This is a genomic window from Bradyrhizobium sp. 197 (assembly GCF_023073375.1).
In the GTDB taxonomy this organism is placed as follows: Bacteria; Pseudomonadota; Alphaproteobacteria; order Rhizobiales; family Xanthobacteraceae; genus Bradyrhizobium.
This window is the reverse complement of sequence record NZ_JADPJJ010000055.1, coordinates 150,061-171,811: the sequence shown is the minus strand read 5'-3', so window position 1 is coordinate 171,811 and position 21,751 is coordinate 150,061. Positions and strand designations below refer to the sequence as shown.

Annotated in this window: 25 protein-coding genes; 19 read left to right on the top strand and 6 right to left on the bottom strand. The window is 61.5% G+C overall.

What is annotated here, in order from left to right:
* Window positions 1-28 precede the first annotated feature (28 nt).
* The 4 genes from IVB27_RS12165 (at window position 29) to IVB27_RS12150 (ending at window position 2,817) form a co-directional block, all read left to right on the top strand.
* Window positions 29-493 carry a hypothetical protein gene (locus tag IVB27_RS12165; protein ID WP_247443828.1) on the top strand — a complete coding sequence of 155 codons (465 nt, stop codon included), beginning with the start codon at window positions 29-31 and terminating at the stop codon, window positions 491-493.
* 305 nt (window positions 494-798) lie between these two features.
* Complete coding sequence (locus IVB27_RS12160; protein WP_247443826.1) at window positions 799-1,065, top strand: hypothetical protein; 267 nt, start codon at window positions 799-801, stop codon at window positions 1,063-1,065.
* The gene (locus tag IVB27_RS12155) at window positions 1,062-1,556 is read left to right on the top strand and encodes a hypothetical protein (RefSeq protein ID WP_247443825.1); all 495 of its coding nucleotides are present in this window, start codon (window positions 1,062-1,064) and stop codon (window positions 1,554-1,556) included. The genes IVB27_RS12160 and IVB27_RS12155 overlap by 4 nt, the downstream gene beginning before the upstream one ends.
* A gap of 259 nt (window positions 1,557-1,815) precedes the next feature.
* Window positions 1,816-2,817 (top strand): phage tail protein, encoded by a 1,002-nt coding sequence (locus IVB27_RS12150; protein WP_247443823.1) that lies wholly within the window; start codon window positions 1,816-1,818, stop codon window positions 2,815-2,817.
* On the opposite strand, the gene IVB27_RS12145 is transcribed toward IVB27_RS12150, so the two are convergent.
* Window positions 2,814-3,479: an FkbM family methyltransferase gene (locus IVB27_RS12145; RefSeq protein ID WP_247443822.1), complete on the bottom strand. Its 666-nt coding sequence runs from the start codon at window positions 3,477-3,479 to the stop codon at window positions 2,814-2,816. The two genes, IVB27_RS12150 and IVB27_RS12145, sit on opposite strands and share 4 nt — an antisense overlap.
* Before the next feature lie 100 nt (window positions 3,480-3,579).
* Between IVB27_RS12145 and IVB27_RS12140 the strand changes: the two genes are divergently transcribed.
* From IVB27_RS12140 to IVB27_RS12100, 9 genes are all read left to right on the top strand, one after another.
* Complete coding sequence (locus IVB27_RS12140; protein ID WP_247443821.1) at window positions 3,580-4,266, top strand: hypothetical protein; 687 nt, start codon at window positions 3,580-3,582, stop codon at window positions 4,264-4,266.
* Between the two features lie 2 nt (window positions 4,267-4,268).
* A complete protein-coding gene (locus IVB27_RS12135) occupies window positions 4,269-4,418 on the top strand; it encodes a hypothetical protein (RefSeq protein ID WP_247443820.1) in 150 nt (49 codons plus the stop codon).
* Window positions 4,418-4,669 (top strand): hypothetical protein, encoded by a 252-nt coding sequence (locus IVB27_RS12130; RefSeq protein WP_247443819.1) that lies wholly within the window; start codon window positions 4,418-4,420, stop codon window positions 4,667-4,669. Before IVB27_RS12135 ends, IVB27_RS12130 begins: the two co-directional genes overlap by 1 nt.
* Window positions 4,660-5,043, top strand: a complete 384-nt coding sequence (locus tag IVB27_RS12125) for a hypothetical protein (protein ID WP_247443817.1) — start codon at window positions 4,660-4,662, stop codon at window positions 5,041-5,043. Before IVB27_RS12130 ends, IVB27_RS12125 begins: the two co-directional genes overlap by 10 nt.
* Window positions 5,040-5,339 (top strand): hypothetical protein, encoded by a 300-nt coding sequence (locus IVB27_RS12120; protein ID WP_247443815.1) that lies wholly within the window; start codon window positions 5,040-5,042, stop codon window positions 5,337-5,339. Before IVB27_RS12125 ends, IVB27_RS12120 begins: the two co-directional genes overlap by 4 nt.
* Window positions 5,340-5,402: 63 nt before the next feature.
* The gene (locus IVB27_RS12115) at window positions 5,403-5,831 is read left to right on the top strand and encodes a GNAT family N-acetyltransferase (RefSeq protein ID WP_247443813.1); all 429 of its coding nucleotides are present in this window, start codon (window positions 5,403-5,405) and stop codon (window positions 5,829-5,831) included.
* Window positions 5,832-6,068: 237 nt separating this feature from the next.
* Complete coding sequence (locus IVB27_RS12110) at window positions 6,069-7,337, top strand: CaiB/BaiF CoA transferase family protein (protein WP_247444027.1); 1,269 nt, start codon at window positions 6,069-6,071, stop codon at window positions 7,335-7,337.
* Between the two features lie 187 nt (window positions 7,338-7,524).
* Window positions 7,525-8,754, top strand: a complete 1,230-nt coding sequence (locus IVB27_RS12105; protein ID WP_247443811.1) for an acyl-CoA dehydrogenase family protein — start codon at window positions 7,525-7,527, stop codon at window positions 8,752-8,754.
* Window positions 8,755-8,763: 9 nt separating this feature from the next.
* Complete coding sequence (locus IVB27_RS12100) at window positions 8,764-9,327, top strand: flavin reductase family protein (RefSeq protein WP_247443809.1); 564 nt, start codon at window positions 8,764-8,766, stop codon at window positions 9,325-9,327.
* 25 nt (window positions 9,328-9,352) lie between these two features.
* Here the strand turns inward: IVB27_RS12100 and IVB27_RS12095 are convergent, their stop codons facing one another.
* Window positions 9,353-10,261, bottom strand: coding sequence for an NAD(P)-dependent oxidoreductase (locus IVB27_RS12095; RefSeq protein WP_247443807.1), 909 nt, complete (start codon window positions 10,259-10,261; stop codon window positions 9,353-9,355).
* Between the two features lie 166 nt (window positions 10,262-10,427).
* Here IVB27_RS12095 and IVB27_RS12090 point away from each other — a divergent pair, with 166 nt between their 5' ends.
* From IVB27_RS12090 to IVB27_RS12065, 6 genes are all read left to right on the top strand, one after another.
* Window positions 10,428-11,411 (top strand): ABC transporter substrate-binding protein, encoded by a 984-nt coding sequence (locus tag IVB27_RS12090; protein WP_247443805.1) that lies wholly within the window; start codon window positions 10,428-10,430, stop codon window positions 11,409-11,411.
* A 51-nt stretch (window positions 11,412-11,462) separates the two neighbouring features.
* Window positions 11,463-13,157 carry a dihydroxy-acid dehydratase gene (gene ilvD / locus IVB27_RS12085; protein ID WP_247443803.1) on the top strand — a complete coding sequence of 565 codons (1,695 nt, stop codon included), beginning with the start codon at window positions 11,463-11,465 and terminating at the stop codon, window positions 13,155-13,157.
* Between the two features lie 120 nt (window positions 13,158-13,277).
* A complete protein-coding gene (locus IVB27_RS12080; protein WP_247443802.1) occupies window positions 13,278-14,123 on the top strand; it encodes an ABC transporter ATP-binding protein in 846 nt (281 codons plus the stop codon).
* Complete coding sequence (locus IVB27_RS12075; RefSeq protein WP_247443800.1) at window positions 14,120-14,905, top strand: ABC transporter permease; 786 nt, start codon at window positions 14,120-14,122, stop codon at window positions 14,903-14,905. Before IVB27_RS12080 ends, IVB27_RS12075 begins: the two co-directional genes overlap by 4 nt.
* A complete protein-coding gene (locus IVB27_RS12070; RefSeq protein WP_247443798.1) occupies window positions 14,902-15,666 on the top strand; it encodes an ABC transporter permease in 765 nt (254 codons plus the stop codon). Before IVB27_RS12075 ends, IVB27_RS12070 begins: the two co-directional genes overlap by 4 nt.
* Window positions 15,667-15,701: 35 nt before the next feature.
* A complete protein-coding gene (locus IVB27_RS12065) occupies window positions 15,702-16,748 on the top strand; it encodes a 2,5-dihydroxypyridine 5,6-dioxygenase NicX family protein (RefSeq protein ID WP_247443796.1) in 1,047 nt (348 codons plus the stop codon).
* Window positions 16,749-16,847: 99 nt separating this feature from the next.
* Here the strand turns inward: IVB27_RS12065 and IVB27_RS12060 are convergent, their stop codons facing one another.
* From IVB27_RS12060 to IVB27_RS12045, 4 genes are read right to left on the bottom strand one after another with little or no spacing between them, the layout of a single operon-like run.
* Window positions 16,848-17,840 (bottom strand): 3-hydroxybutyryl-CoA dehydrogenase, encoded by a 993-nt coding sequence (locus IVB27_RS12060; protein ID WP_247350698.1) that lies wholly within the window; start codon window positions 17,838-17,840, stop codon window positions 16,848-16,850.
* Between the two features lie 3 nt (window positions 17,841-17,843).
* Complete coding sequence (locus IVB27_RS12055; RefSeq protein WP_247443795.1) at window positions 17,844-18,932, bottom strand: NAD/NADP-dependent octopine/nopaline dehydrogenase family protein; 1,089 nt, start codon at window positions 18,930-18,932, stop codon at window positions 17,844-17,846.
* The gene (locus tag IVB27_RS12050) at window positions 18,929-20,452 is read right to left on the bottom strand and encodes a class I adenylate-forming enzyme family protein (protein ID WP_247443793.1); all 1,524 of its coding nucleotides are present in this window, start codon (window positions 20,450-20,452) and stop codon (window positions 18,929-18,931) included. The genes IVB27_RS12055 and IVB27_RS12050 overlap by 4 nt, the downstream gene beginning before the upstream one ends.
* Before the next feature lie 2 nt (window positions 20,453-20,454).
* Complete coding sequence (locus IVB27_RS12045; RefSeq protein ID WP_247443791.1) at window positions 20,455-21,744, bottom strand: acyl-CoA dehydrogenase family protein; 1,290 nt, start codon at window positions 21,742-21,744, stop codon at window positions 20,455-20,457.
* Window positions 21,745-21,751: the final 7 nt, after the last annotated feature.

Genomic DNA, 21,751 nt, shown 5'->3' with positions numbered 1-21,751 from the left:
CCAATCAAGCCGTTTGATAGAGAATAGGATGCCCATGCTGTTGAGACGTATCCTGCCCGTCACGATCGCCGCAATCGGTCTTCTTCTATCGGTCGACGCATTTGCCGGTGATTACGCTGTTTCCTATGCCTTCGACGGCACGACGAGGGAGGACGTCGCCGCGGGTACAACGAGCTCGCTCAACGAAACGGGGACCGCGAAGGAATGCCAGTATGACAGGCCATGCACGATAGAGCTGACGAAGTCGGATCTGATGATATCGTTGAACGTACAGCGTTCGGGGCGCCATAAGGTGGTCGTCTTTGCCGATGGTGGTCGTAGCCGCAGTATCGGTTGCTGCTATTTTTCGGACGGGGAGCAGCGCGCTGAAGGCGACCTTGCTCAGCCGATGCTTTGGCTGCGCATCTACGATGGGCACGCTCGCAAGAGAAACGAAGTCGTCCAAAATATTCATTTGGGGCTCCTGTATCTCCAATTTTCAGATTTGAGATAGTTCGGCGTTCGAGAGCGCCACTCGTCGACTTTCATCACCTTAATCGTCAGCCGAATCCTCCCGCGATCTTGCGTTGATCGACGGGCAGGATCGGCATATTTCCAGAGGAATTCATGATGGCCACGATCGAGCGGCAGTATCTGCCTCCCCTAAATCCAGAGATAACGATCGGGGAGTCTGATCGTCCGCGGGTCTACGATATCGTTCGCCGACAGCTGGCCGATCTCCTGGAAGGCGACCAGTCTTACTATCCCTGGCTGTACCGCCGAGCCGATTAATGTGAATCTACGACAGGACAACGCACCATGAGCGAGGACGACAGAAACCGAATTGAACGCGCCGCATCCATCACTGGCAATCTCTATGGCGAACCAATGTCGCCGGATCGGATCGCAGAGAACTTCGCGCTCTACGGCTTGCGGAAACGTGTGGCCGCGCTCGAGCAGTTCGATTCCGAGCTGGCCGGCGAGATCGATTCCAGCCCTCACAGCCTGCGAAGGCGCGTTCAACTCGTCGATGTGCGCCGGCGCATGGGCGATCTCCACGAAGCGCTGCGCAAAGCGAAGCGATGACCCATCCGCTACTGACGGCGCTTGCGCAAGCACGACTGCGCGATGCGCCCATGTTCGTCAAATGGTGTGAGCTGAACGGCGCGACCGCCTGTCCGGCGACGCCTGAATCGGTGGCGCGTTTTGTGGCCGACTGTGCGTCGCTCGGCATGAGCCGGTTGTGGCCGGCCGTTCAGGACATATCGCGGATGCATGTCGCGCTCGGTCTTGCGGATCCCACACTAGGCGGCCTGCCGGCAAGCGCGATGAGCGGGATTGCGGCGATTCCTCCGCCACGGTCGTGGCCGGAGCGGTTCAAACAACAGTTCGGCGCGCTATCCTACGACATCCAGGTTCATCTCGCCTCGCACGAAGCTCAGCGGGAACGCGCACTCCGGCGTGCGCAGAACGATGCTGCCTCCGCCCGCCAGAAGCTGGCGGCATTCGAAGCTCAAACGAAGGACGAAAAGACCAATGGCAATGAAGCAACAGCAGCACCGGGTGACAAGAATTGAGGATAGGATCCAGGAGCTGCGCGCCGAAATCGACGGGATCATCGACGCACGTGTCGCCGGAATCGCAAGCGAGAGCCCCGGCGTCCCCCCGGGTGTGATCCGCAACCTCCTGACGGCTCGGGCCCCGTCTTGTCGCTGCGCGCAGTATATCGAGCTGTGCAGCAGAGAGACGAAAATGCCCGACTGATGGTCCGCAGCGGCGACATTATCAAAGCTCATGATGGCGCCCACGGCGCCGCTTTCCAATTAGGGATGCAGTATGACTCTCTACAAATGGTCTCAGATGGCGTCCGCCGACGCGACCGCGGATTCCACGATCAACTGGGCGGAGGGCCAGTCACCCGCCAGCGTCAACGACTCGGCACGCGCGATGATGGCGGCGATGGCGAAATACCGAGATGATGTCGCAGGCGCGATCGTGACGAGCGGGACCAGCACGGCCTATGCGGTCAACACCTATCAGGTGTTTCAGTCGCTCTCGCAATTGAATGGCCAGATGGTCGCTTTTACGCCCCACGTAACGAACGCGGCAGGCTCGCCGAACGTCACTCTCAATGTCGACGGGCTCGGCGCGAAGTCCATCCGACCCGACCCCAACACGGAAATGCCGGTTGGCCTCCTGGTTGCGGGCACGCCTTATGTTGCGCTCTACAATAACAGCACTGGGTTGTTTCTTCTGCAGAACGTCTTCGGCAATCCATACAATATTCCGATCGGCGGCAGCCTGGATTTCTGGGGATCGTCTGCGCCGAACAGCTCCTTCGCACTGATGTATGGACAGGCCATATCGCGCACGACGTATGCAACGCTGTTTTCGCTTCTTGGCACCGCTTATGGCACGGGCGACGGATCGACGACGTTCAACATCCCCGATCTGCGAGGGCGGGTAGTTGCGGGCAAGGATGACATGGGTGGCGCTGTGGCTGGCCGTCTGACGTCGCCTTACTTTGGGGGCACGGCGACCAATCTTGGTGCGACGGGTGGCTCGGAAAGCCATTCGCTGACAACTGCACAACTGGCCTCACATACACACTTGAATACACTAACCGATCCTGGACACGCGCACTCGTATCAGCGCGCCGAGATGGGTGAACAGAAGCCAGCATCCGGCGGCAACGCACCGTTTTCCACCTATTCCTCCCAAAATACGGGATCGGCGACTACCGGTATCGCGATCAATAACGTCGCATCAGGCAGTGGCAACGCTCATAACAATACACAACCAACGATCATCGCTAGTAAGCTGCTGCGGATTATTTAGAGGGCTCTATACCACCGCATCATTTGATGATCTTGCGGGATGATTGATCCGACAGCGTCTTTTGGAAAAAAGATAAAATCTCGATGGCCGCTCAATCCGAACTTGGGATGAGGAGTTCGTGAGAGTTCTTCTATCCGTGCGTATGTCTTCCCAAGAAACATAATGCCCAAATAGCCGAGATCGCTGAAGAATTCTAGCAACGGGGCAATTTCTCCCGACATGCTCTCAAATTGTATGACAGGAGAAAATTTGCGAATCAGGTTTTCTCCGCCACGAAAAACCTTCAGTTCATGCCCCTCTACGTCGCACTTGATAAATTTCAAATTCGAGATTGGTCCAATATCGTCTAGTTTCGCGAGCTTAACAGGTATCGAAGTGCCGATGTTTCTGGAGAGGGAGGCACTCCCGTCTCCGGGACGCTTTCTTGATAGTTGGGAGACGCCATCGGCGTCGGACAAAGCAAGATTGACTATCTCGACAGTCGATCCGAGGCGGCGTTGACGAATATACTCGGACATTTCCGGCTGAGGTTCGATTGCGAGAACTCGACCGTGCGTTCCAACTGCTTTAGCTAGCCAATACGAGTAGATGCCCTTATTGGCGCCAATGTCCAGAACAGTGGCGCCAGTCAGCCGCAAGCGCAGAAGGGTCTTGATCTGCAAACTTTCGGTTCTCAGCCTGTAGCGCAGGCATCGAACTAAAAAATGAACATCCTCGAGCATGACTTGAGGCTACTACTACAACCCCCAACCGAGTCAACCCATGGTAGACCTAAACGCCCTCGCTCGGGCGAACGCCGACCGCTGGTCAAGAGCCAAGCCGACCCGGAAAGCCGAGGCCGCCAATGTCGCTGCTCGCCTCCACAAGGCCAGACATCGTTACCAGGCCGTCGGGCGGGAGACCGGTGTCCCCTGGCCCGCCATTGCGGTCATTCACGAACGGGAGTCCTCCCAGGACTGGAGGGCTTCGCTGGCCCAGGGGGACTCCTGGAACCGCGTGTCGGTTCACGTTCCAGCCGGGCGAGGCCCGTTCGAGTCATGGGAGGCGGCAGCCATCGATGCGCTGGCCGAGTGTCCGCCCTTCCTCGCGCGCCACAAGGACTGGTCGATCGCGGCAGCGTTGACCGCGCTCGAGACCTACAACGGCATTGGCTACGCAGCCCGGGGTGTGCCGTCGCCCTATCTCTGGTCCGGCACCAACCAATACCGCGCCGGAAAGTACGTCCGGGACGGCGTCTACGATCCAAGCAAGGTCGATTCTCAACTGGGATGCGCGGCGCTCATGATCGCTCTGATGGAGCTCGATCCCGAGATCGGCTTTGCGGCGACGAAGAGTGCAAAGAGCCCGACCGCCGGCGACCCGGCGAGGCCGTCACTGACGAACCCGTCGAAGGGCTCGATCGGCGCGTTCGTGATCAACCTGGTCCGAGCGATTCTTGGAAGGAAATGAACATGCGGACGATCCTCGACATCCTCCTCTTCGCCGCGGGCTTTGGCGCCTGTTGGTTCTGCAAGGACCCGGTCCTCCGGTTCGTGACCGGCACCGACATCCTGATCAAGTCGCTCGAGGCAAGACTTTCGGCGCTGAGGGACAAATCGTGATGCTCGCAAGGATCAAAACGGCCTGCATGCACTCCATGACCATCGCCTGGAGCTATTGCATCGCGTTCGCCGGTGCGCTGGCTTCGTTCATCGATGATCTCGCCGACACGCTGGGTGATCCCGGTGTCAAGGACCAGATCAGCTCGGCCATCGGCGACGTCAAGACAACGGGACGCATCCTGCTGGTGATCTCCGTCGTGACGATCATCTCACGCCTGAGAACTCTTCGGAGGAACGACCAATGTGGATGACGATCATCTCGTTTCTCGGCGGCCCCGTCGTCAAGGCGCTGATCGACGCCTACAGCGCGAAGCTGAAGGCTGAAAATGTCGACACCAAGATCGCCGCGGATCTCGCGGCGAGCGAGATCGCATCGCAGACGGTCGAAACCAAAACCGTCATGCAGTACCGCATCGCGGAGATCGGACACTGGTGGGAGCCGGACAAATTGATGGGCTATTGCGTCGCGCTTTACTTCGCAAAACTCCTGGTCTGGGACAAGGTCCTCGGCATTGGCTCCACGGACGCCTTGGCGGGATTTGCGGCGATCACAGCCAACCTGGTTGTGTCCTTCTACTTCGCCAAGCGCGGCTTCGAAAATGTCGCAAGGATCATCAAGCGGTGAAGATGCCAGATGATGAAATCAGGGCAATCGTTGCCGAGACGCTGGCCGAGCAACACAGGCTTCAGCAGGCGAATATCGATGCGATCGTATTGAGGACGGTGGCATCGGTGCTGGCCTCTTTTGGAATCGAGGATGACGACCGAAAGGAACTGAGGGCTGATTTTCAGCACCTACGCCGATGGCGAACGAGCGTGGAGCAGGCGCAGAGCTACACCTTCAAGGCCGTCATTACAGTGATCGCCACCGGCCTGATGGGTGCGGTTTGGCTAGGCGTCAAGGTCGTGCTCGGCAAGTGAGCCTCAACCGCGACGACATTGCTGCACTTCCACTCACGTCATTCCTCGCCAATGGACCGTCTCATGTACAGAATTCGCATTGTCGATGCATCCGATGACGACATCGCCGAGACATTGGCTGATCTGCATCAGTTGACGTTCTTCGATGCGGCTGCCTTGCCACAATTCGAGTTAGGGGCGTGGTGGCTTGCCTATCACGGCGATGAGGCGGTAGCCTTCGCCGGTGTCGTGCCCTCAACGCACATTCGAAATGGCGGCTATTTCTCCAGGGTCGGTGTGTTGCAGCGGCATCGGGGACGTGATCTTCAGTGCAGGCTGATGCGGGTGATCGAGGCGAGGGGACGGCGTATTGGATGGGACAGCATCGTCTCGGATACGACGGACAATCCGGTGTCTGCCAATAATTTCATCCGGGCGGGCTATCGGCTCTTTGAGCCCCATGTGCCCTGGGCTTGGTCGCATACGCTTTACTGGCGAAAGCGGCTTCGCTGAGCGAATGGAGCCAGGTTTCCCGCGGTGCGACACGTGATTCGCACAACGTAAAATGGTCGCGCGAGATGAAGCGCAGCACGAAACGTCCAAGGGCCCGGCAGCTTGACAGCTGCCGGGCCCTTTTTTGCGTATTCGAGCGATGCGGGTGAAGCACTTGCGAAGTCAGCGGCGGCGGGCTTTAAGTTTGCTCTCGCAGGAAATTCGGCGGCCACAAGCCGATGTAGGGGAGCCCTATCGATGCCCACCAAGCCTCAATTGCCGGAACGTTCGTCGCGGGCGACGGGCGCGCCTACCGCACTCGATGGTCTGCTGGTCGTCGATTTCACGCGTGTGGTTGCCGGTCCGGCCTGTACGCAGACGCTTGCTGATTTCGGCGCGCACGTCATCAAGATCGAGAATCCGGATGGCGGCGACGACACGCGTGCGTATGAACACGCCGAGATCGGTGGAGAGAGTGCTGCCTATCTCAGCTTGAATCGCAACAAGCGCGGCATCGCGCTCGACCTGACCGTACCGGAGGCTCGTGAGATTGCGCTGGATCTGATTCGCAAGGCCGACGTGGTCGTCGAGAACTTTTCCAGCGGGGTCATGAAGAAATTTGGCCTCGATTATGAAGCTGTTGCGCCGCTCAATCCGCGGCTGGTCTATTGCTCGATCTCCGCCTACGGGCGCACCGGACCGTTTGCCTCGCGTCCCGGTTTTGATCCGATCACGCAGGCGGAAAGCGGCTTCATGTCGCTTAACGGATTTGCCGATGGACCGGCGGTTCGCACCGGCCCGCCCATCGTCGACATAGCGACGGGGATGGCTGCCTGCAACGCCATCCTGCTGGCGCTGTTGGCGCGGGATCGGCTCGGTCGCGGCCAGCATGTCGAGGTCGCCCTGTTCGACATCGCCATGGGCATGACGAGCTTCTACGGCATGGCTTATCTGATCAACGGCGAGAACCCTGGGCGGTTCGGTAATTCGCCGAGCGGGTCTCCCACCGTCGGCGTCTACGAGGCCTCCGATGGGCCGCTCTACATCGCGTGTGCCAACGACCGGCTCTATCGCAGGCTGGTCGTCGAGGTGCTGAACAGGCCTGATCTCATCACCGATCCGCAGTTTGCAACGCGCAAAGCCCGCTCCGAGCACAAGGAGCTTTTGCGAGCAGCCATCGCGGAGGTCTTTGCAAGCGATACCCTCGAGAGCTGGATGGCGAAGATGAAGCTCGCCAACATCCCGGTCGGCTATCTCCGGACGGTCGAGGAGGGGTTCAATGCACCGGAGGCGCGAGAGCGCCATCGCTTGAGCCGGATTCCGCATCGTACGGCGGAGTGGGTCCCGAACATCGAGCCACCGATTACCATGAGCCTGACCGGTTCGGTTGATCCTGTGGCTGCTCCGCTGCTGGGCGAGCACACGGAGCAGGTTTTACGTGATACGCTCGGTTATGACGAGCGTCGGATATCGCAGTTCACCCAAAGGGGTGTCTTTGGCTCAGGTAAGCCCTCGGCGTCGGTTTGAGCCTGAGGGGCTGATCCTGCAGGCCAAGCCTGGCGCGATTCGCAGTTCACGGCGTCGCGATATCGCCTTCGCGACATCGCATCCTTCCCGGGCGGCCGGATTCAGGACGACCATACCCAGCGGGCGCCGCCTCGGCTTGATTTGGCAAAAGTCTCGCCTCATAACTGCGTGAAAGCGAGGGATACCAATGGCGCCTGGTCAAGAGCCGAGCGTGGGCCAGCCCGCGGGGGCGCAATCCGATGAACGTGCCCATGCGGCAATGGTCGCGAAGGCCCGGGCGCTCGTACCACGGCTGCGAGACCGCGCGGCACGAACGGAAGAGCTGCGGCACCTGCCGCCGGAGACCGAACTGGACCTCCACGAGGCCGGCCTGTTCCGGATGCTCCAGCCCAGGCGCATTGGCGGCGCAGAACTCGACTATGTTGCCTTGATCGATTGCGCGGACCTCCTCGGACAAGCAGACGCCTCGGTGGCCTGGAATCTGGCCAATCTGGCGAGCCATCACTGGATGCTCGGCATGTTCGAGCCGTCGGCGCAGGATATGGTCTGGGGCCGTGATCCGGACGCGCTGATCGCATCCTCGTTCATATTTCCCGCCGGACGCGCCACGAGAGTGGAGGGGGGATACCGGCTCCATGGCAGCTGGCCCTTCTCTTCGGGCGTTGCCTCCTGCGCATGGAACATGCTCGCAAGCGTGGTTTACTCCGACGATGAGGCAGACGGCATCGAGTATCGGATATTTCTGCTGCCGAAAGCCGACTACAAGGTCCTTGATACCTGGAATGTCGCGGGACTGCGCGGCACAGGGTCTTGCGACGTGGAGGTCAGGGACGTTTTCGTGCCCCACTACATGACGGTCGCGGTGGGCGATCTTGCCGGCGGTCCGACTCCGGGAAGCGAGCTCAATCCTAATTCGCTGTATGCGCTCCCCGTGTTCGCGCTGTTTCCTTACGTCCTCTCCGGGGTCGCGCTGGGGAACGCGCAGGCGTGTCTCGACGATTATGCGGAGGTCGTCCGTCATCGCATTTCCACCTACAACCACGCCAAGCTGAGCGACTTTCAAAGCACCCAGATCAAGATCGCAGAGGCCTCGGCGAAGATCGACGCCGCACGCTTGATCATGCGCTCGGCCTGTCTGAATGCCATGGAGGATGCGCGGCGCGGTCATGTCCCCGATATGGCGACCAAGACCAGATACCGGCGCGACGGGGCTTATTCAGTAAACTCCTGCACGGATGCGGTTTCGATGCTGTTTGCCGCGAGCGGAGCGCGGGGTTTGTTCACGACGGGCGTGTTGCAGCGGCAGTTCCGCGATGCGCACGCGATCAACTCGCATCTCGCGTTCAATTTCGATGCGGCCGGGACCAATTATGGACGCGTGGCGCTGGGCCTGCCGTCCGAGAATCTCACGCTTTGAGGCCGGCCGATGAATGATCTGCCGAAGCAACCGGCCGTTCCCGATCCAGCCAACGAATTCGCGAACGACAGCTCGCCGATCGATCCCCGTGATTTTCGCAGCGCGCTTGGCACCTACGCTACGGGCGTGACGATCATCACGGCCGCGGCGCCTGATGGCAAGCCCTATGGCCTGACATGCAATTCGTTCGCCTCGGTCTCCCTGAATCCTCCGCTGGTTCTTTGGAGCCTGGTCGTCTATTCGTCCAGTTTGACCATCTTCCAGAACGCCAGTCATTTCACCGTCAATGTGCTTGGCGCTTCGCAACAGGCGCTTGCGAGCAAATTCGCCAAGTCGTCGGATGACAAGTTTACCGGTGTTGACTGGACGCCGGGCCTCGGCAACGCGCCGGTGCTCGCCGAGAGCGTCGCCAATTTTCAATGCCGCTCGGTCAATCGCTATTACGGCGGCGACCATGTGATCTTTCTCGGTGCAGTCGAGGCCTACGCTTACAATGCGACGGAGCCGCTGCTGTTCGCGCGGGGCGCCTTTGGTCGATTTCTCGCCGACGACGAGCCCAAGAAGTTACCCTAACGTGCTCCAGCTCGCGCTGGACAGTTCAGCGCTCCCGTGCCGAAAGCTTGTAGATTTCGAGTGCATCCGCATCCGCACCTCGCGCGGCCTTGGCGAGCCTGAAAAGTTGTCCCGCAAGCGAAGCCATGGGCACCGGCGTTGACGTCGTCTGCGCGACATCGGCAACCGTATCGAGGTCCTTGAGCATTGTAGCGATGTGACCGAGCGGCGGTGAGTGAATGCCCTGGACCATCCGCGGCACGAACAGCTGAAGCGGAATGGAGTCCGCGAAGCCGCCGGCGAGTGCTTCGGGTAACCGGTTGGCGTCGATTCCGGCGTTCACGGCAAGGCGCGTTGCTTCGGCAAGCACAGCCATCGCGCATCCGACAATCACCTGGTTGCAGAGCTTTGTAGTCTGGCCGGCGCCGGTCGGGCCCATGTGGGTGAACCTGCGTGCCATAGCGAGCACATAGGGCCGAACCCTCTCGATGTCGCCTGTTTCTCCGCCGGCCATGATCGCAAGGGTGCCTTCCTCGGCGCCCTTGGTGCCGCCAGACACCGGTGCATCGACCCAGCTCGCGCCATTCGCAGCTTTCAGCCGCGCTGCAAGGTCCCGTGCGGCGTCAGGATGGATCGATGAAAAGTCGACCACGAGCTTCCCTGTTCCGGCAGCGGTTGAAAGGCCTTCAGGCCCGAAGATCACCTCTTCAACGGCGGCGGCATCGGTCACGCACATGAAGACGATGTCCGAGCTCTCCATCAAGTCGCGTGGGGTGGCTGCACGCCTGGCGCCGGCCTCGACGAGCGCGGCCACCTTCCCTTCCGAACGATTCCAGACAGTGACCTGATGGCCGGTCTCGAGCAGGCGCCGGGTCATGGATGTCCCCATCAGTCCAAGGCCGAGATAGCCGAGCCGCTCGACGCCTTGCGGGTTTGTCCTGCTCGCTTCAGCCATAGGTTGCCTCCATCTGTCGCTCCGCGACCCTGCATTACCATACATGGCACATGCCACGACGAAACCGGCCGGCCCGCATGGCTTGCTTGATTGTTTGAACCATGAAACATTTGCGGCGGTCGGATTGGATGGCGCGGGTCGGCGCCGGAGCAGCGGAGTGGGCACGATGCGAACCGTTTCGAAGTGGATCCTGGCTTTGGGGGCGGCAGCGGCCGTGAGTGCGAGTGCAGGCTCGTCATGGGCGCAGCAGACGATCCGTGTCGGCTGGACGATTCCGGCTGAGGAATCCAAGTACTGGATGATGCGCCGACCGGCTGAGTTTCCCAATATCGGCAAGACCTACAACATCGAATGGACCCAATTTCAGGGCACCGCTCCGATGACGCAGGCATTGGCGGCCGGCGCGCTGGATTGCGCGACGCAGGCGCCGCTGTCGCTCGCCAACGGCGTGGTCGGCGGCAACCTCAAGGCCTACATTGTGGCGCAGCACGTCTTCGAGAAGCCCGGCGGATTCTCGGTCTACTGGGCCGTCATGGACGACTCCCCGATCAAGTCAATCGCCGATCTCAAAGGCAAGACGGTCGGGATCTCCGTGATCGGCGGCGGCACGCAAGGCCCGTTCAATCTGCTGCTGAAGCAGAATGGCGTCGATCCGGCCAAGGACATCAAGCTGGTCGAGGTCGGCTTTGCCATTTCTGAAGATGCGCTGCGGCAGGGCCGTGTCGATGCGGTCAACATGAACCAGCCGTTTGCCGCGCGCGCGGAGGCAAAAGGCGGCACTCGCAAACTGTTCTCGCTGTCGCAGGCCATGCCGAACATCGTGCACATCCTGGAAGCCTGCCGCGCCGATTTCGTCGACAAGAACCCCGAGTTGGTGAAGGCTTACGTGCGTGACATCACCTCCGGCATGAAGAAAGTGCTGGCCAACCGCGAAGAGACGTTGAAGGTGGTCAACGAAGTCCTGAAGGCACCTATTCCGGTTCTCGAGACCTATCTGCTCAAGGACAATGATTTCGGCCGCGATCCGGGTGCGGCACCGAATTTCCCTGCGATCCAGAAGATGCTGGACATCTACGCGGAGACAGGGATGCTACCAAAATTGGATGTCGCGCAATTCAAGCATTCGACGATTGTCGCTCCTTTGCAATAGGCGATACGGCGAACGATCCGAGCGAGGAGGTCGCGGCGTGAAGATGCACGTATGAAGAAGTTGCGATCACGGATCACGACGGACGGCCTCGATCGGGCCCCGCACCGCGCGTTCATGCGGGCCATGGGGCTCGACGACGCTGCGATTGCCAAGCCGATGGTGGGCGTCGTCAGCATGAAGGGCGAACAGACGCCCTGCAACATGACCCACGACTTCCAGGTCGCGGCGGCCAAGACGGGCATCGAGGAGGCCGGCGGGACGCCGCGCGAGTTTTCGACCGTGTCGGTTTCCGACGGCATCAGCATGAATCACGAGGGGATGAAGTTCTCCCTGTTTTCGCGGGAGCTGATTGCCGATTCGATCGAAGCCGTCGTCCATGGTCTCGCCTACGATGCGCTGATCGGATACGGCGGATGCGACAAGACGCTTCCCGGCGTGATGATGGGGATGGTCCGGTGCAACGTGCCGTCCATTTTCATCTATGGCGGTAGCTCGCTGCCGGGCCGTGTGGACGGGCGGACACTGACCGTGCTCGACTCCTATGAGGCTGTCGGCAGCTTCATGACCGGAGAGATCGACGGCGCCACGCTCGAGCGGATCGAGCGCGCCTGCCTGCCGACCATCGGCGCGTGCGCCGGGCAGTTCACGGCGAACACCATGGGGATGGTGTCTGAAGCGATGGGCCTCACCATTCCCAACGTGTCGATGGTGCCGGGCGTCTATGCCGAGCGCGCGCAGATATCCAGGCGGGCGGGGCGCCTCATCATGGAGATGCTGGAGCGCGGCGGGCCCTTGCCGCGCGACATCGTGACGCGGAAATCCCTGGAAAACGGTGCGGCAATCGTGGCTGCAACGGGTGGTTCGACCAATGCTGCGCTGCATCTGCCGGCGATCGCGAACGAGGCCGGGATCGCATTCACGATCGATGATGTCGGCGAGGTTTTTGCGAGAACGCCGCTGATCGGAAACCTGCGACCTGGAGGCAAATATACGGCGAAGGATGTCTACGATATCGGCGGCGCGGCCGTGGTGATCCGGGAGCTGATCCAGAGCGGGCATATTGATGGCAGTTGCCTGTCCGTCACGGGGCGTACCCTTGCCGAAGAATATGGCGCCGCCAACGCACCCGACGGAGAGGTCGTTTACGCGGCTCGGGCGCCAATCATGCCCGATGGCGGCGTGGCAGTGCTGAAGGGAAACCTCTGTCCTGATGGCGCGGTGATCAAGGTCGCGGGCTTGAAGAGCCAGATGTTCGAAGGTGTGGCGCGCATCTTCGAAGACGAAGAAGCTTGTGTCGCAGCGGTTCGCGACCGCAGCTACAGTGCGGGCGACGTGCTTGTGATCCGCAATGAAGGGCCGGTGGGCGGTCCAGGCATGCGCGAGATGCTTGGCGTCACCGCGTTGATTTATGGACAGGGCATGGGCGAGAAGGTGGCCCTGATCACGGATGGACGATTCTCTGGCGCCACTCGCGGAATGTGCGTCGGCTATGTGTCTCCCGAAGCCTTCGTTGGCGGTCCGCTGGCGCTGGTTCGCGATGGCGACAATATCCGGATTGATGCTGCAAATCGGCGGATGGATATGCTCGTCGACGAGCAGGAACTCACTGCTCGCCGGCACAATTGGAAGCCGCGTCCGCCTCGTCACCGTGCTGGCGCCCTCGCGAAATATGCGCGATTGGTTGGCCAGGCGCCAGGCGGTGCTGTCACGCATGAAGGGCCCGCAGAATGGCCCTGGTTCGAATGACGCGGCGCACCTGCTCGGAAACAGTCGGTAGTCTGGCAAATTTCTTGCTAAGCTCGTGCCGCTGACGGGGACGTTCAGCGAGTCTGTTGCGCAGGATTCGCGCGAGTGAAGTGAGACGGGATGAAGGTAGTGCCTTCGAGATCGAGCGAATGGGTGAGACCGGTGACGCCGCAAAAACCGGCTTCTGCAATCATCGAGATCGAGCGCGTCTCGCAGGTTTTCCAGACCTCGACGCGCAAGGATCATGTGGCGCTATCCGACATCTCGCTGACGATCGACGAGGGGGCCTTCGTCTCCATCCTTGGTCCGTCCGGCTGTGGCAAGTCGACCTTGCTTTACGTCGTCGGCGGCTTCGTCAGCCCGACCAGCGGCTCAGCAAAGATAAAGGGACGGACAATCACGGGGCCAGGGCCGGATCGCGGTCCGGTGTTTCAGGAATTCGCGTTGTTTCCGTGGAAGACCGTGCTGGGTAACGTGATGTATGGCCCGCGTCAGCAGGGCGTGCGGGCTACTGAGGCGGAAGCGCAGAGCCGGGCCCTGATCGAGATGGTCGGGCTCAAGGGCTATGAGGGCTTCTATCCCAAGGAATTGTCCGGCGGCATGAAGCAGCGCGTAGCACTGGCCCGAACGCTGGCTTACCATCCTGAGGTTCTGTTGATGGACGAGCCATTCGGTGCGCTCGATGCTCACACCCGGACGCGCCTGCAGAACGATCTCCTGAACATCTGGGAGCGTGATCGCAAGACGGTGCTGTTCGTCACCCACTCGGTGGACGAGGCCGTCTTCCTGTCGGACAAGGTCGTCATGATGTCGACATCGCCCGGCCGCATCCGCGACATCATCGACATCGACCTGCCGCGGCCACGCCGGCGTAACGAGCTGCTGCTTGACCCGCGCTACCAGAAATACGTCGTCGATATCGAGCGGATGTTCGACGAGAGCGACCTAATTGGGTCTTCGTCATGATATCGCCTGCTGCCTTGGCGAGATGTGCTGCCCCGGTGCTTGCCTGCATCGGATTGCTCGCAATGTGGCAGGTGGCATCGCTCGCGCTAAAGAATGACAGCTTTCCAACGGCGATCGAGGCGATCCGGGCGATTCCGGACATTCTTGGCGACAGGGAATCGCTGATCAATATCCTGGCCTCGCTGCGCCGCATGGCGATCGGATTCGGCATAGCGGTATTGATCTCGATTCCGCTAGGCCTGCTGATGGGCCGCAGCCGGGCCGTCGCGGCCTTCTTCAATCCGCTCCTGATGGTGATCTACCCGGTGCCGAAGGCAGCCTTGATGCCGATCATCATGCTGTGGCTGGGCGTCGGCGACGTCACGAAAACGCTGGTAATCTTTCTCGGCGTCAGCCTGCCCGTGATCTATCACAGCTTCGAGGGCGCCAAGGCAGTGGAAGAGAAAATGCTCTGGTCGGGCGCCGCGATGGGGCTTTCACCTGCGCAACGGCTGGTCCGGATTGTGCTGCCGGCGGCGCTTCCGGAAATTCTGACCGGGTGCCGCACGGGACTCGTGCTGGCGCTAATCACGATGATCACCAGCGAGATGATTGCCCGCCAGTCGGGCGCCGGCAATATCCTGTTCAATGCGCTCGACATGGGCCAATACGACACCGTCTTTGCGATGATCATCGTCGTGGGGGCGATGGGAATTTGCCTGGATGCGATCTTCGAGCGGGTCCGCGCAAGGCTGGTGCGGTGGTCCGAGCCTCAGTTCGACATGCCGCTGAGCTTCTCATGACATCGCGCCTTCACTCCACAAGCATCCTCGGGCTCGCGCCAATCGTGCTGGTGCTCGCGCTGTGGCAGGGCCTCGTATCATTTGGCTTTGCGCCTGCAGTCTTGCTGCCGCCGCCGGGATACGTCTTCGGCCGGCTGCTCCAGCAACTTTTGACCTGGACGTTTCAGCAGGATATCGCGGCGACCCTGCTCAGGTTGTTTGCCGGCTTCGCGATTGCGGTCGTGCTCGGTGTCAGCGTCGGCATCGCCGCTGCCGCCAATCCGGCCATCAACGCCGTGGTTCGGCCGATTGTTCGCGTATTGGCGCCGTTGCCCAAGGTTGCGCTTTATCCGGCACTTCTGTTGCTGCTCGGCTTCGGACACGGATCGAAGATCACGCTGGTGGCGGCAGACGCACTCTTTCCCATTTTGCTCTCTACCTATTACGGCGCGTCGACGGTGGAGCAGAAGCTGATCTGGTCGGCCATGGCGGCGGGAACGCCGCGCTATGAGATCCTGTTCAAGGTGGTGCTGCCGGCGGCGATGCCGTCGATCCTGACCGGTTGCCGGATCGGCCTTGTCATTTCCTGCATCGTGGTGTTTCTGGCCGAGATGATCACATCGACGGATGGGCTCGGACATTCGCTCGTCACGGCGGCCCGGACTTTTCAGGCCGTCGATATGTTCGTGCCGCTAGTCACGATCTCGCTGCTGGGATTGATCCTGAATGGTCTGCTGGGGGCCGTGCGCGCGTACCTGCTGCGGGGTTTCCCCGAAGCATGAACTGCGAAGAAGAAACCAGAAGACGGGAGTAGACCATGCTGGCTGATCGCATTGAGGCTAAATGGATCGACGCATTTTGCGAGATCTTTGAACGATGCGCTGTCAAGGCCGGCGATACCGCCGCGATCCTTTCGGAAACCCAGTCACGTGCGTTGAATGTTCATCTGGCGGAGCTCGCGCTGCTGCGGATGGGCGCGCGGCCGTTTCATGTGGTTATGCCGACTCCGCGTAACCGGAATATTGTTCCGGTTCGCTCAACGGGGGCGAGTGAGGCGATCCAACGGCTCGGGCCGGTCATCACCGCGCTTCAACAGGCCGGCTTTGTGGTGGATTGCACCATCGAGGGTCTAATGCATGCCGTGGAGACACCAGAGATCCTCAAGGCCGGTGCGCGCATCCTGGTGATCTCCAACGAGCATCCCGAGGCGCTGGAGCGGATGGTGCCGGATCCGGCGCTGGAGAAGCGCGTTCGCGCAGCGGCGAAGATGCTGCGCGGGGCCAAGCGGATGCGGGTGACGTCAAAAGCCGGCACGGCGCTCGACGTCGATATGGTCGGCGCGTCCACGGTCGGCGTGTGGGGGTGGACGGACAAGCCCGGTACGTTGGCGCATTGGCCCGGCGGCATCGTTGTCAGCTTCCCCAAGAGCGGAACGATCAATGGCACGCTGGTGATGGCGCCCGGCGACATCAACCTGACCTTCAAGCGTTACCTGACATCTCCGGTGAAGATGACACTGAAGGACGATTATGTCGTCGAGCTCGACGGCGAGGGCACGGATGCCGCGATGATGCGCGCCTATCTCGCGGCCTGGGGCGATCGGGAAGCCTATGCGGTATCCCATGTCGGTTTCGGCATGAATCCGGGCGCACGCTACGAGGCGCTGTCGATGTATGACCAGCGCGACACCAACGGCACGGAGATTCGCGCCGTCTCCGGCAACTTCCTATTTTCGACCGGGGCCAATGAATTCGCCGGCCGCTACACGGCGGGCCATTTCGATCTGCCGATGATGGGGACGACGATTGAGCTCGATGACGTCGCGGTGGTGCGTGAAGGGGTGCTTCAGGATGTCTTCGGCTAGAGCGTTTTCGAGCGAAGTGGATACCGGTTCGCGTGAAGAAAACGCGTCAAAACAAGAATGTAGAGCTTCGGTTCTGATTCAATCAGAACCGATAATGCTCTAGCCGCGATCGAGCACCGGCGGACGCGCCAGGTCGAAGTGCCGGAGCAGGTCGACCATGGCCTGAAGCCGCTTCACCCGATAGGCGTCGACGTCCATACCTGAATAATCGAGAAAGCCTGCGCCTGTGCGCAGGCCGATCCGGCCTTCGTGCATATTGCGGGTAATGACGTCCGGCGCGCGATACCGGTCACTGCCAAGTGCGTCCTCGAGATACCGGCTGGCGTAGTACAAAATGTCGCCGCCGCCCCAGTCGATGAATTCGAGCAGCCCGAGCACGGCGTAGCGGAAGCCGAAGCCGTAGCGGATCGCCTTGTCGATCTCTTCGGCGCTGGCGACGCCCTCCTCGACCATGCGCGCGGCCTCGTTCATCGCGAGCGCCTGGATGCGCGGAACGATGAAACCGGGCGTCGCCGCGCAGACCACCGGCACCTTGCCGATGCCTTCGAGCAGCGCCTTGACCTCGTCGATGATGGCAGGATCGGTAGCCTTGCCGGGCGAAACCTCGACCAGCGGTATCAGATAGGCCGGATTGAGCCAGTGCACGTTGAGGAAGCGTCGGGGGTTCACGATGGCACCTGAGAGATCGTCGACGAGAATGGTCGACGTCGTTGAGGCGATGATCGTATCCGGGCCGATCTGCTTTGAAGCCGCCCCCAGGATCTCTCTCTTCAGTTCGACGACTTCGGGGACCCCCTCAAAGACTATTCCCGCGTCGGATAGTGCAACACCGCTCTGGCTGGCCGGCGCCACCGAGACCCGTGCGATGAGCGGATCGACATCCGCCTCGGTCACTAGCCCCAGCTTCGACAGGCTGGCAAAGGTCTTCCTGACCTCGCCGAGCGCATCTGCCTCCAGCCTGGCGAAATCTTCCGCTGAGCGGGCCTTGATGTCGATCATCGTGACCGTATGCCCCGCGTAGGCGAACGCGACGGCGATGCCGCGGCCCATGCGGCCGGCCCCGAGACAGGCAATGTTAGCTCGGCTGGTCATCGGTTAAAATCCCTTGCGAAGAAGCGTCTGCAGTTCGGCCTTGCCGAGATTGCCGAGCCCCAGCGTCTCGAGCGTTCGGCCGCCTTGCGCTAAATCCTCACCGCAGATTGCGCCACCGATGGCCAGGAATGCCTTGGCCAATGGCGTCGCCACGCCCGCTAGGCCGGCGACGGAGACCAGCAGCGATAGCCCAAGCCGCAAATCTTCACGCATGTAGCGATGCTCCCTCAGCACGATCCGCTCGCGCCAGTCACCGGAATCGGTCAGCCGGTCATGCGAGCCGCGCCCATACATCCAGATCTCGCCTTCCCTCGCATAATGATGGGCGAGCGGAAAATGCGGTGCGCCATATCCGAGTGCCTCACGCACGGCGATCCGCTCGGCATCGAGTGCATCCGTAACTCGGCGAATCGCGGCTTGCGTTCCTTCCTTGTGGATGTCCCACCGCTCGAAATGCTCGATCGGGCCCGCATTCATCACGATCAGAGGCGGATGGATAATCGGGCCTGCGTTCATCAGCGCGCCGGAGAGAGCATCTCCGCACGGCTCGACCGCGCCGGGGAAAGCCTGTCCAATCACCTCAAGTGCATGCGGCGCTTGATCGAGCGGGAAAACGCCGACCGGAAGTCGCTTGGCGCGGATGGTGATCGCGACCTCGAATGGCCCGTGCTTGCGGGTCAGCCAGGGTAACGTCCCGGTCTCAGCAAAGCTCGCCTTGGCGCGATTGTCCGCATCCCGCGCAGCCTGTGCGAAGATCATCGAGCCGAACGTCGCCGGCGGCAGAAACACGACCTGTCCATCTCGTAGATGTGGAGCAAGCAGCCGCGCAATGTCGGGCTGCGCGAAGGCAGGTGCAGGGCACAGGATCAACTCTGCGCCGTCGACCGCTTCGGCAATGTCGGCCGTTACCACCGCGAGCTTGACGTCGTGAGGACCGTTATGATCCTTCACCAGGATGCGCGAGCCGGCGGCGCGATGGGCTGCGACCTGATTCGCGTCGCGGCGCCAGAGCCGGACCGCATGTCCCGACAGCGCAAAATCGCCCGCGGCCGCGAAAGAGCCGTTCCCCCCGCCTAGAACCGCAATCTTCAAGTTGCTTCTCCTCGCGTGCGCGATTGCGCATCAAGCTGCTTCAGCAGAAAATGCTGGACCTTGCCCAGCGCCGTGCGCGGCAGGTCGGTGACGAAAACGATGTCGCGCGGAACCTTGTAGCGGGCGAGTTGGGCCTGAAGATGCAATTTCAACTCGTCTGCCTCCAGTCGACAGCCGGATCGCTGAATCACATAGGCGATGGGCACCTCGTCCCAGCGTGGATCGGGCCGGCCGATCACGGCGCATTCGCTCACATCGGGATGTTCGAGCAGGACGCGTTCGACCTCCGCCGGATAGATGTTCTCGCCGCCGGAAATGATCATGTTCTTCTTGCGGTCGCGCACCCAGAAATAGCCGTCCACATCGCACAGGCCGATATCGCCGGTACGATACCAGCCGTCGTGCAGCGCATCGCGCGTGGCGTCCGCATTGCCCCAATATTCGAAGAACACGTTGGGACCGCGCACCGCGATCTCGCCCGGCACTCCCGCCGGCACCTCGTTGCCGGCCTGATCGATCACTTTCGCTTCGCAGCACAGGCCGGCAAGCCCAGTCGATCCCGCACGAGAGAGATCGCCACCAAGCCGGGTGTAGACTGCAATTGGGCATGTTTCCGTCGAGCCGTAGACCTGAAGCACTGGGACGCCGCGCGCCACGAAGCGGTCGATCAGATGCGGCGGCACGATGGTCGAGCCGGTCGCGACGGCCTTGAGTGACGAAAGGTCGGTGGTGGTCCAGGCGGGATGCTCGCTTATGGCCTGGATGATCGCCGGGACCATCACGGTCAAGGTCGGCCGTTCCCGTTCGATGGCTGCAAGCGCAGTGTCCGGCGTGAAGCGCGCGTGAACCGTGACCGTCGCGCCTAGCTGGAGTGCCGGCGTGGTTTGAATGTTGAGGCCGCCGACATGGAAAAACGGCAGCAACGTCAGCACATGGTCGTCGGAAGTCATGTTGTGCATGTGCTGGCTCATGACGCCGTTCCAGAACAGCGCCTCCTGGCGCAGCACCGCGCCTTTGGGCCGTCCGGTCGTTCCTGACGTGTAGACAATAAGGAGCGGGCAGGAGAGATCAGTGTGCGGGTTGCGGCCGGTGCCCCGGCTTCGAGCCAACAGGTTTTCGAACGTCGTGCCGCGAAGCGGCTCGAAGTCGAGCCCTACAATTGCAGTCCCCTCAAGCTCGGCAAGAACGCCTTCAAATGCCTGCTCGAGCACCAAAACCTTGGCGCCGGCATCGGTGAGGATGAAAAGCTGCTCGGCGATAGCGAGCCGCCAGTTCAGGGGCACCAGCATCGCGCCGAGCCGGGCGCAGGCATAGAGCAGAACCAGATAGTCCGGCCGGTTCAGGCTGAGGATGGCGACGCGGTCGCCCCGGCCTACGCCGAGCTCCTGCTTCAATGTCGCCGCGGTCCGCTCGATCCGTGCGGCGAACGCTGCATAGCTCAACCGCTCGCCTTCAAAGGCAATGGCTGTCTTGTCTGGCGCGAACGCCGCGTTGCGATCGATCAGACTACAGAGGTCCACCGTCAGTCGTCCGTTTCGCCGGCCTCGTATAGTGCTTCGCGTCCGATCCGGTCGAGGCAGAGCTCGGCTGTCCAAGGCAGCATCAGCGAGCCGCAGCGGCTGTCTCGATAGATGCGCTCGAGCGGCAGCGAGCGGAGCATGGCCTGGCCGCCGCAGGTCCGGATCGCGAGTGTAGCGAGCTCATTGGCGCCCTCCATCACCGAATATTGCGCGGCATAGGCGCGCAGCACCTGCTCCTTGCTCGGATTGGCGCGGGCCTCGGTGACGGCCTGGAACCAGATCGCCTTGATCTGCTCGAGCTTGATCTGCATCTGCGCGACCGCAATTTGCTTGGTCGGATACATCCGGCGCTTGACCGGCGGCATGCCCGGTATTTCGCCGCGCAGATATCGCACGGTGAAGTCATAGGCGGCTTGCGCAAGGCCCATATAGGTCGGCGACAGCGTCAGGAACATGTGCGGCCAGCGCATCGCGGCCTGGAAATAGACGCCCCGCGGCATCAGCGCCGAATCTCCCGGCACGAACACGTCCTTGAACAGCAGCGTGCGCGAGACCGTTCCGCGCATCCCGAGCGGATCCCAGTCGCCGACGACCGAAACGCCTTCCGATTTTGCGGGGATGGCGAGGTAAAGCGTATTGCGGCGCGAAGCCTTTTCGCCTTCCTCGATCTCGGTGCAGAGCACGCCGTAATAGTCCGCATGTCCGGAGAGCGATGCAAAGATCTTCTTGCCGTTGACGATCCAGCCGCCTTCGGCCGGCCGTGCTTCCGTGCCGAAAGCGACGCCGCCTGCGGCTGCCGCACCACCCTCCGAGAAGGGCTGCGAATAGATCGCGCCATCCTCGACGATGCGCTTGAAGTGGACTGCACGCCGCCCTTCGTGCTCGGCGCGGGTCTCAGCGTCCATATCGAGATCGTCGGCGAGCGGGCCCGACCACAGCGTCGAGCAGACATGCATGTTCCAGGTGAGCGCAGTCGCGCCGCAATAACGGCCGATTTCGGCTGCCGCCAAAGCGTAGGTCTGGTAGTTTGCGCCGAGCCCGCCATGTTTCTTGGGGACGGCAATGCCGAGCAGGCCGACGCGATGCAGGTCGCGATAATTCTCGGACGGGAAGATCGCCTCGCGGTCGTAAGTCGCGGCACGGCCAGCGAACACGCTCTGGCCGATCTCGCGCGCCCGCGCGATGATGCCGGCTTGTTCGTCGCTCAGGCGGAACGCGACGGGATCGAAGATCGGCGCATCGAGCGCGACCTTGTCGGTTGCTCCAATATTCTTGCTGACTTGCACGGTCATGGCGCAG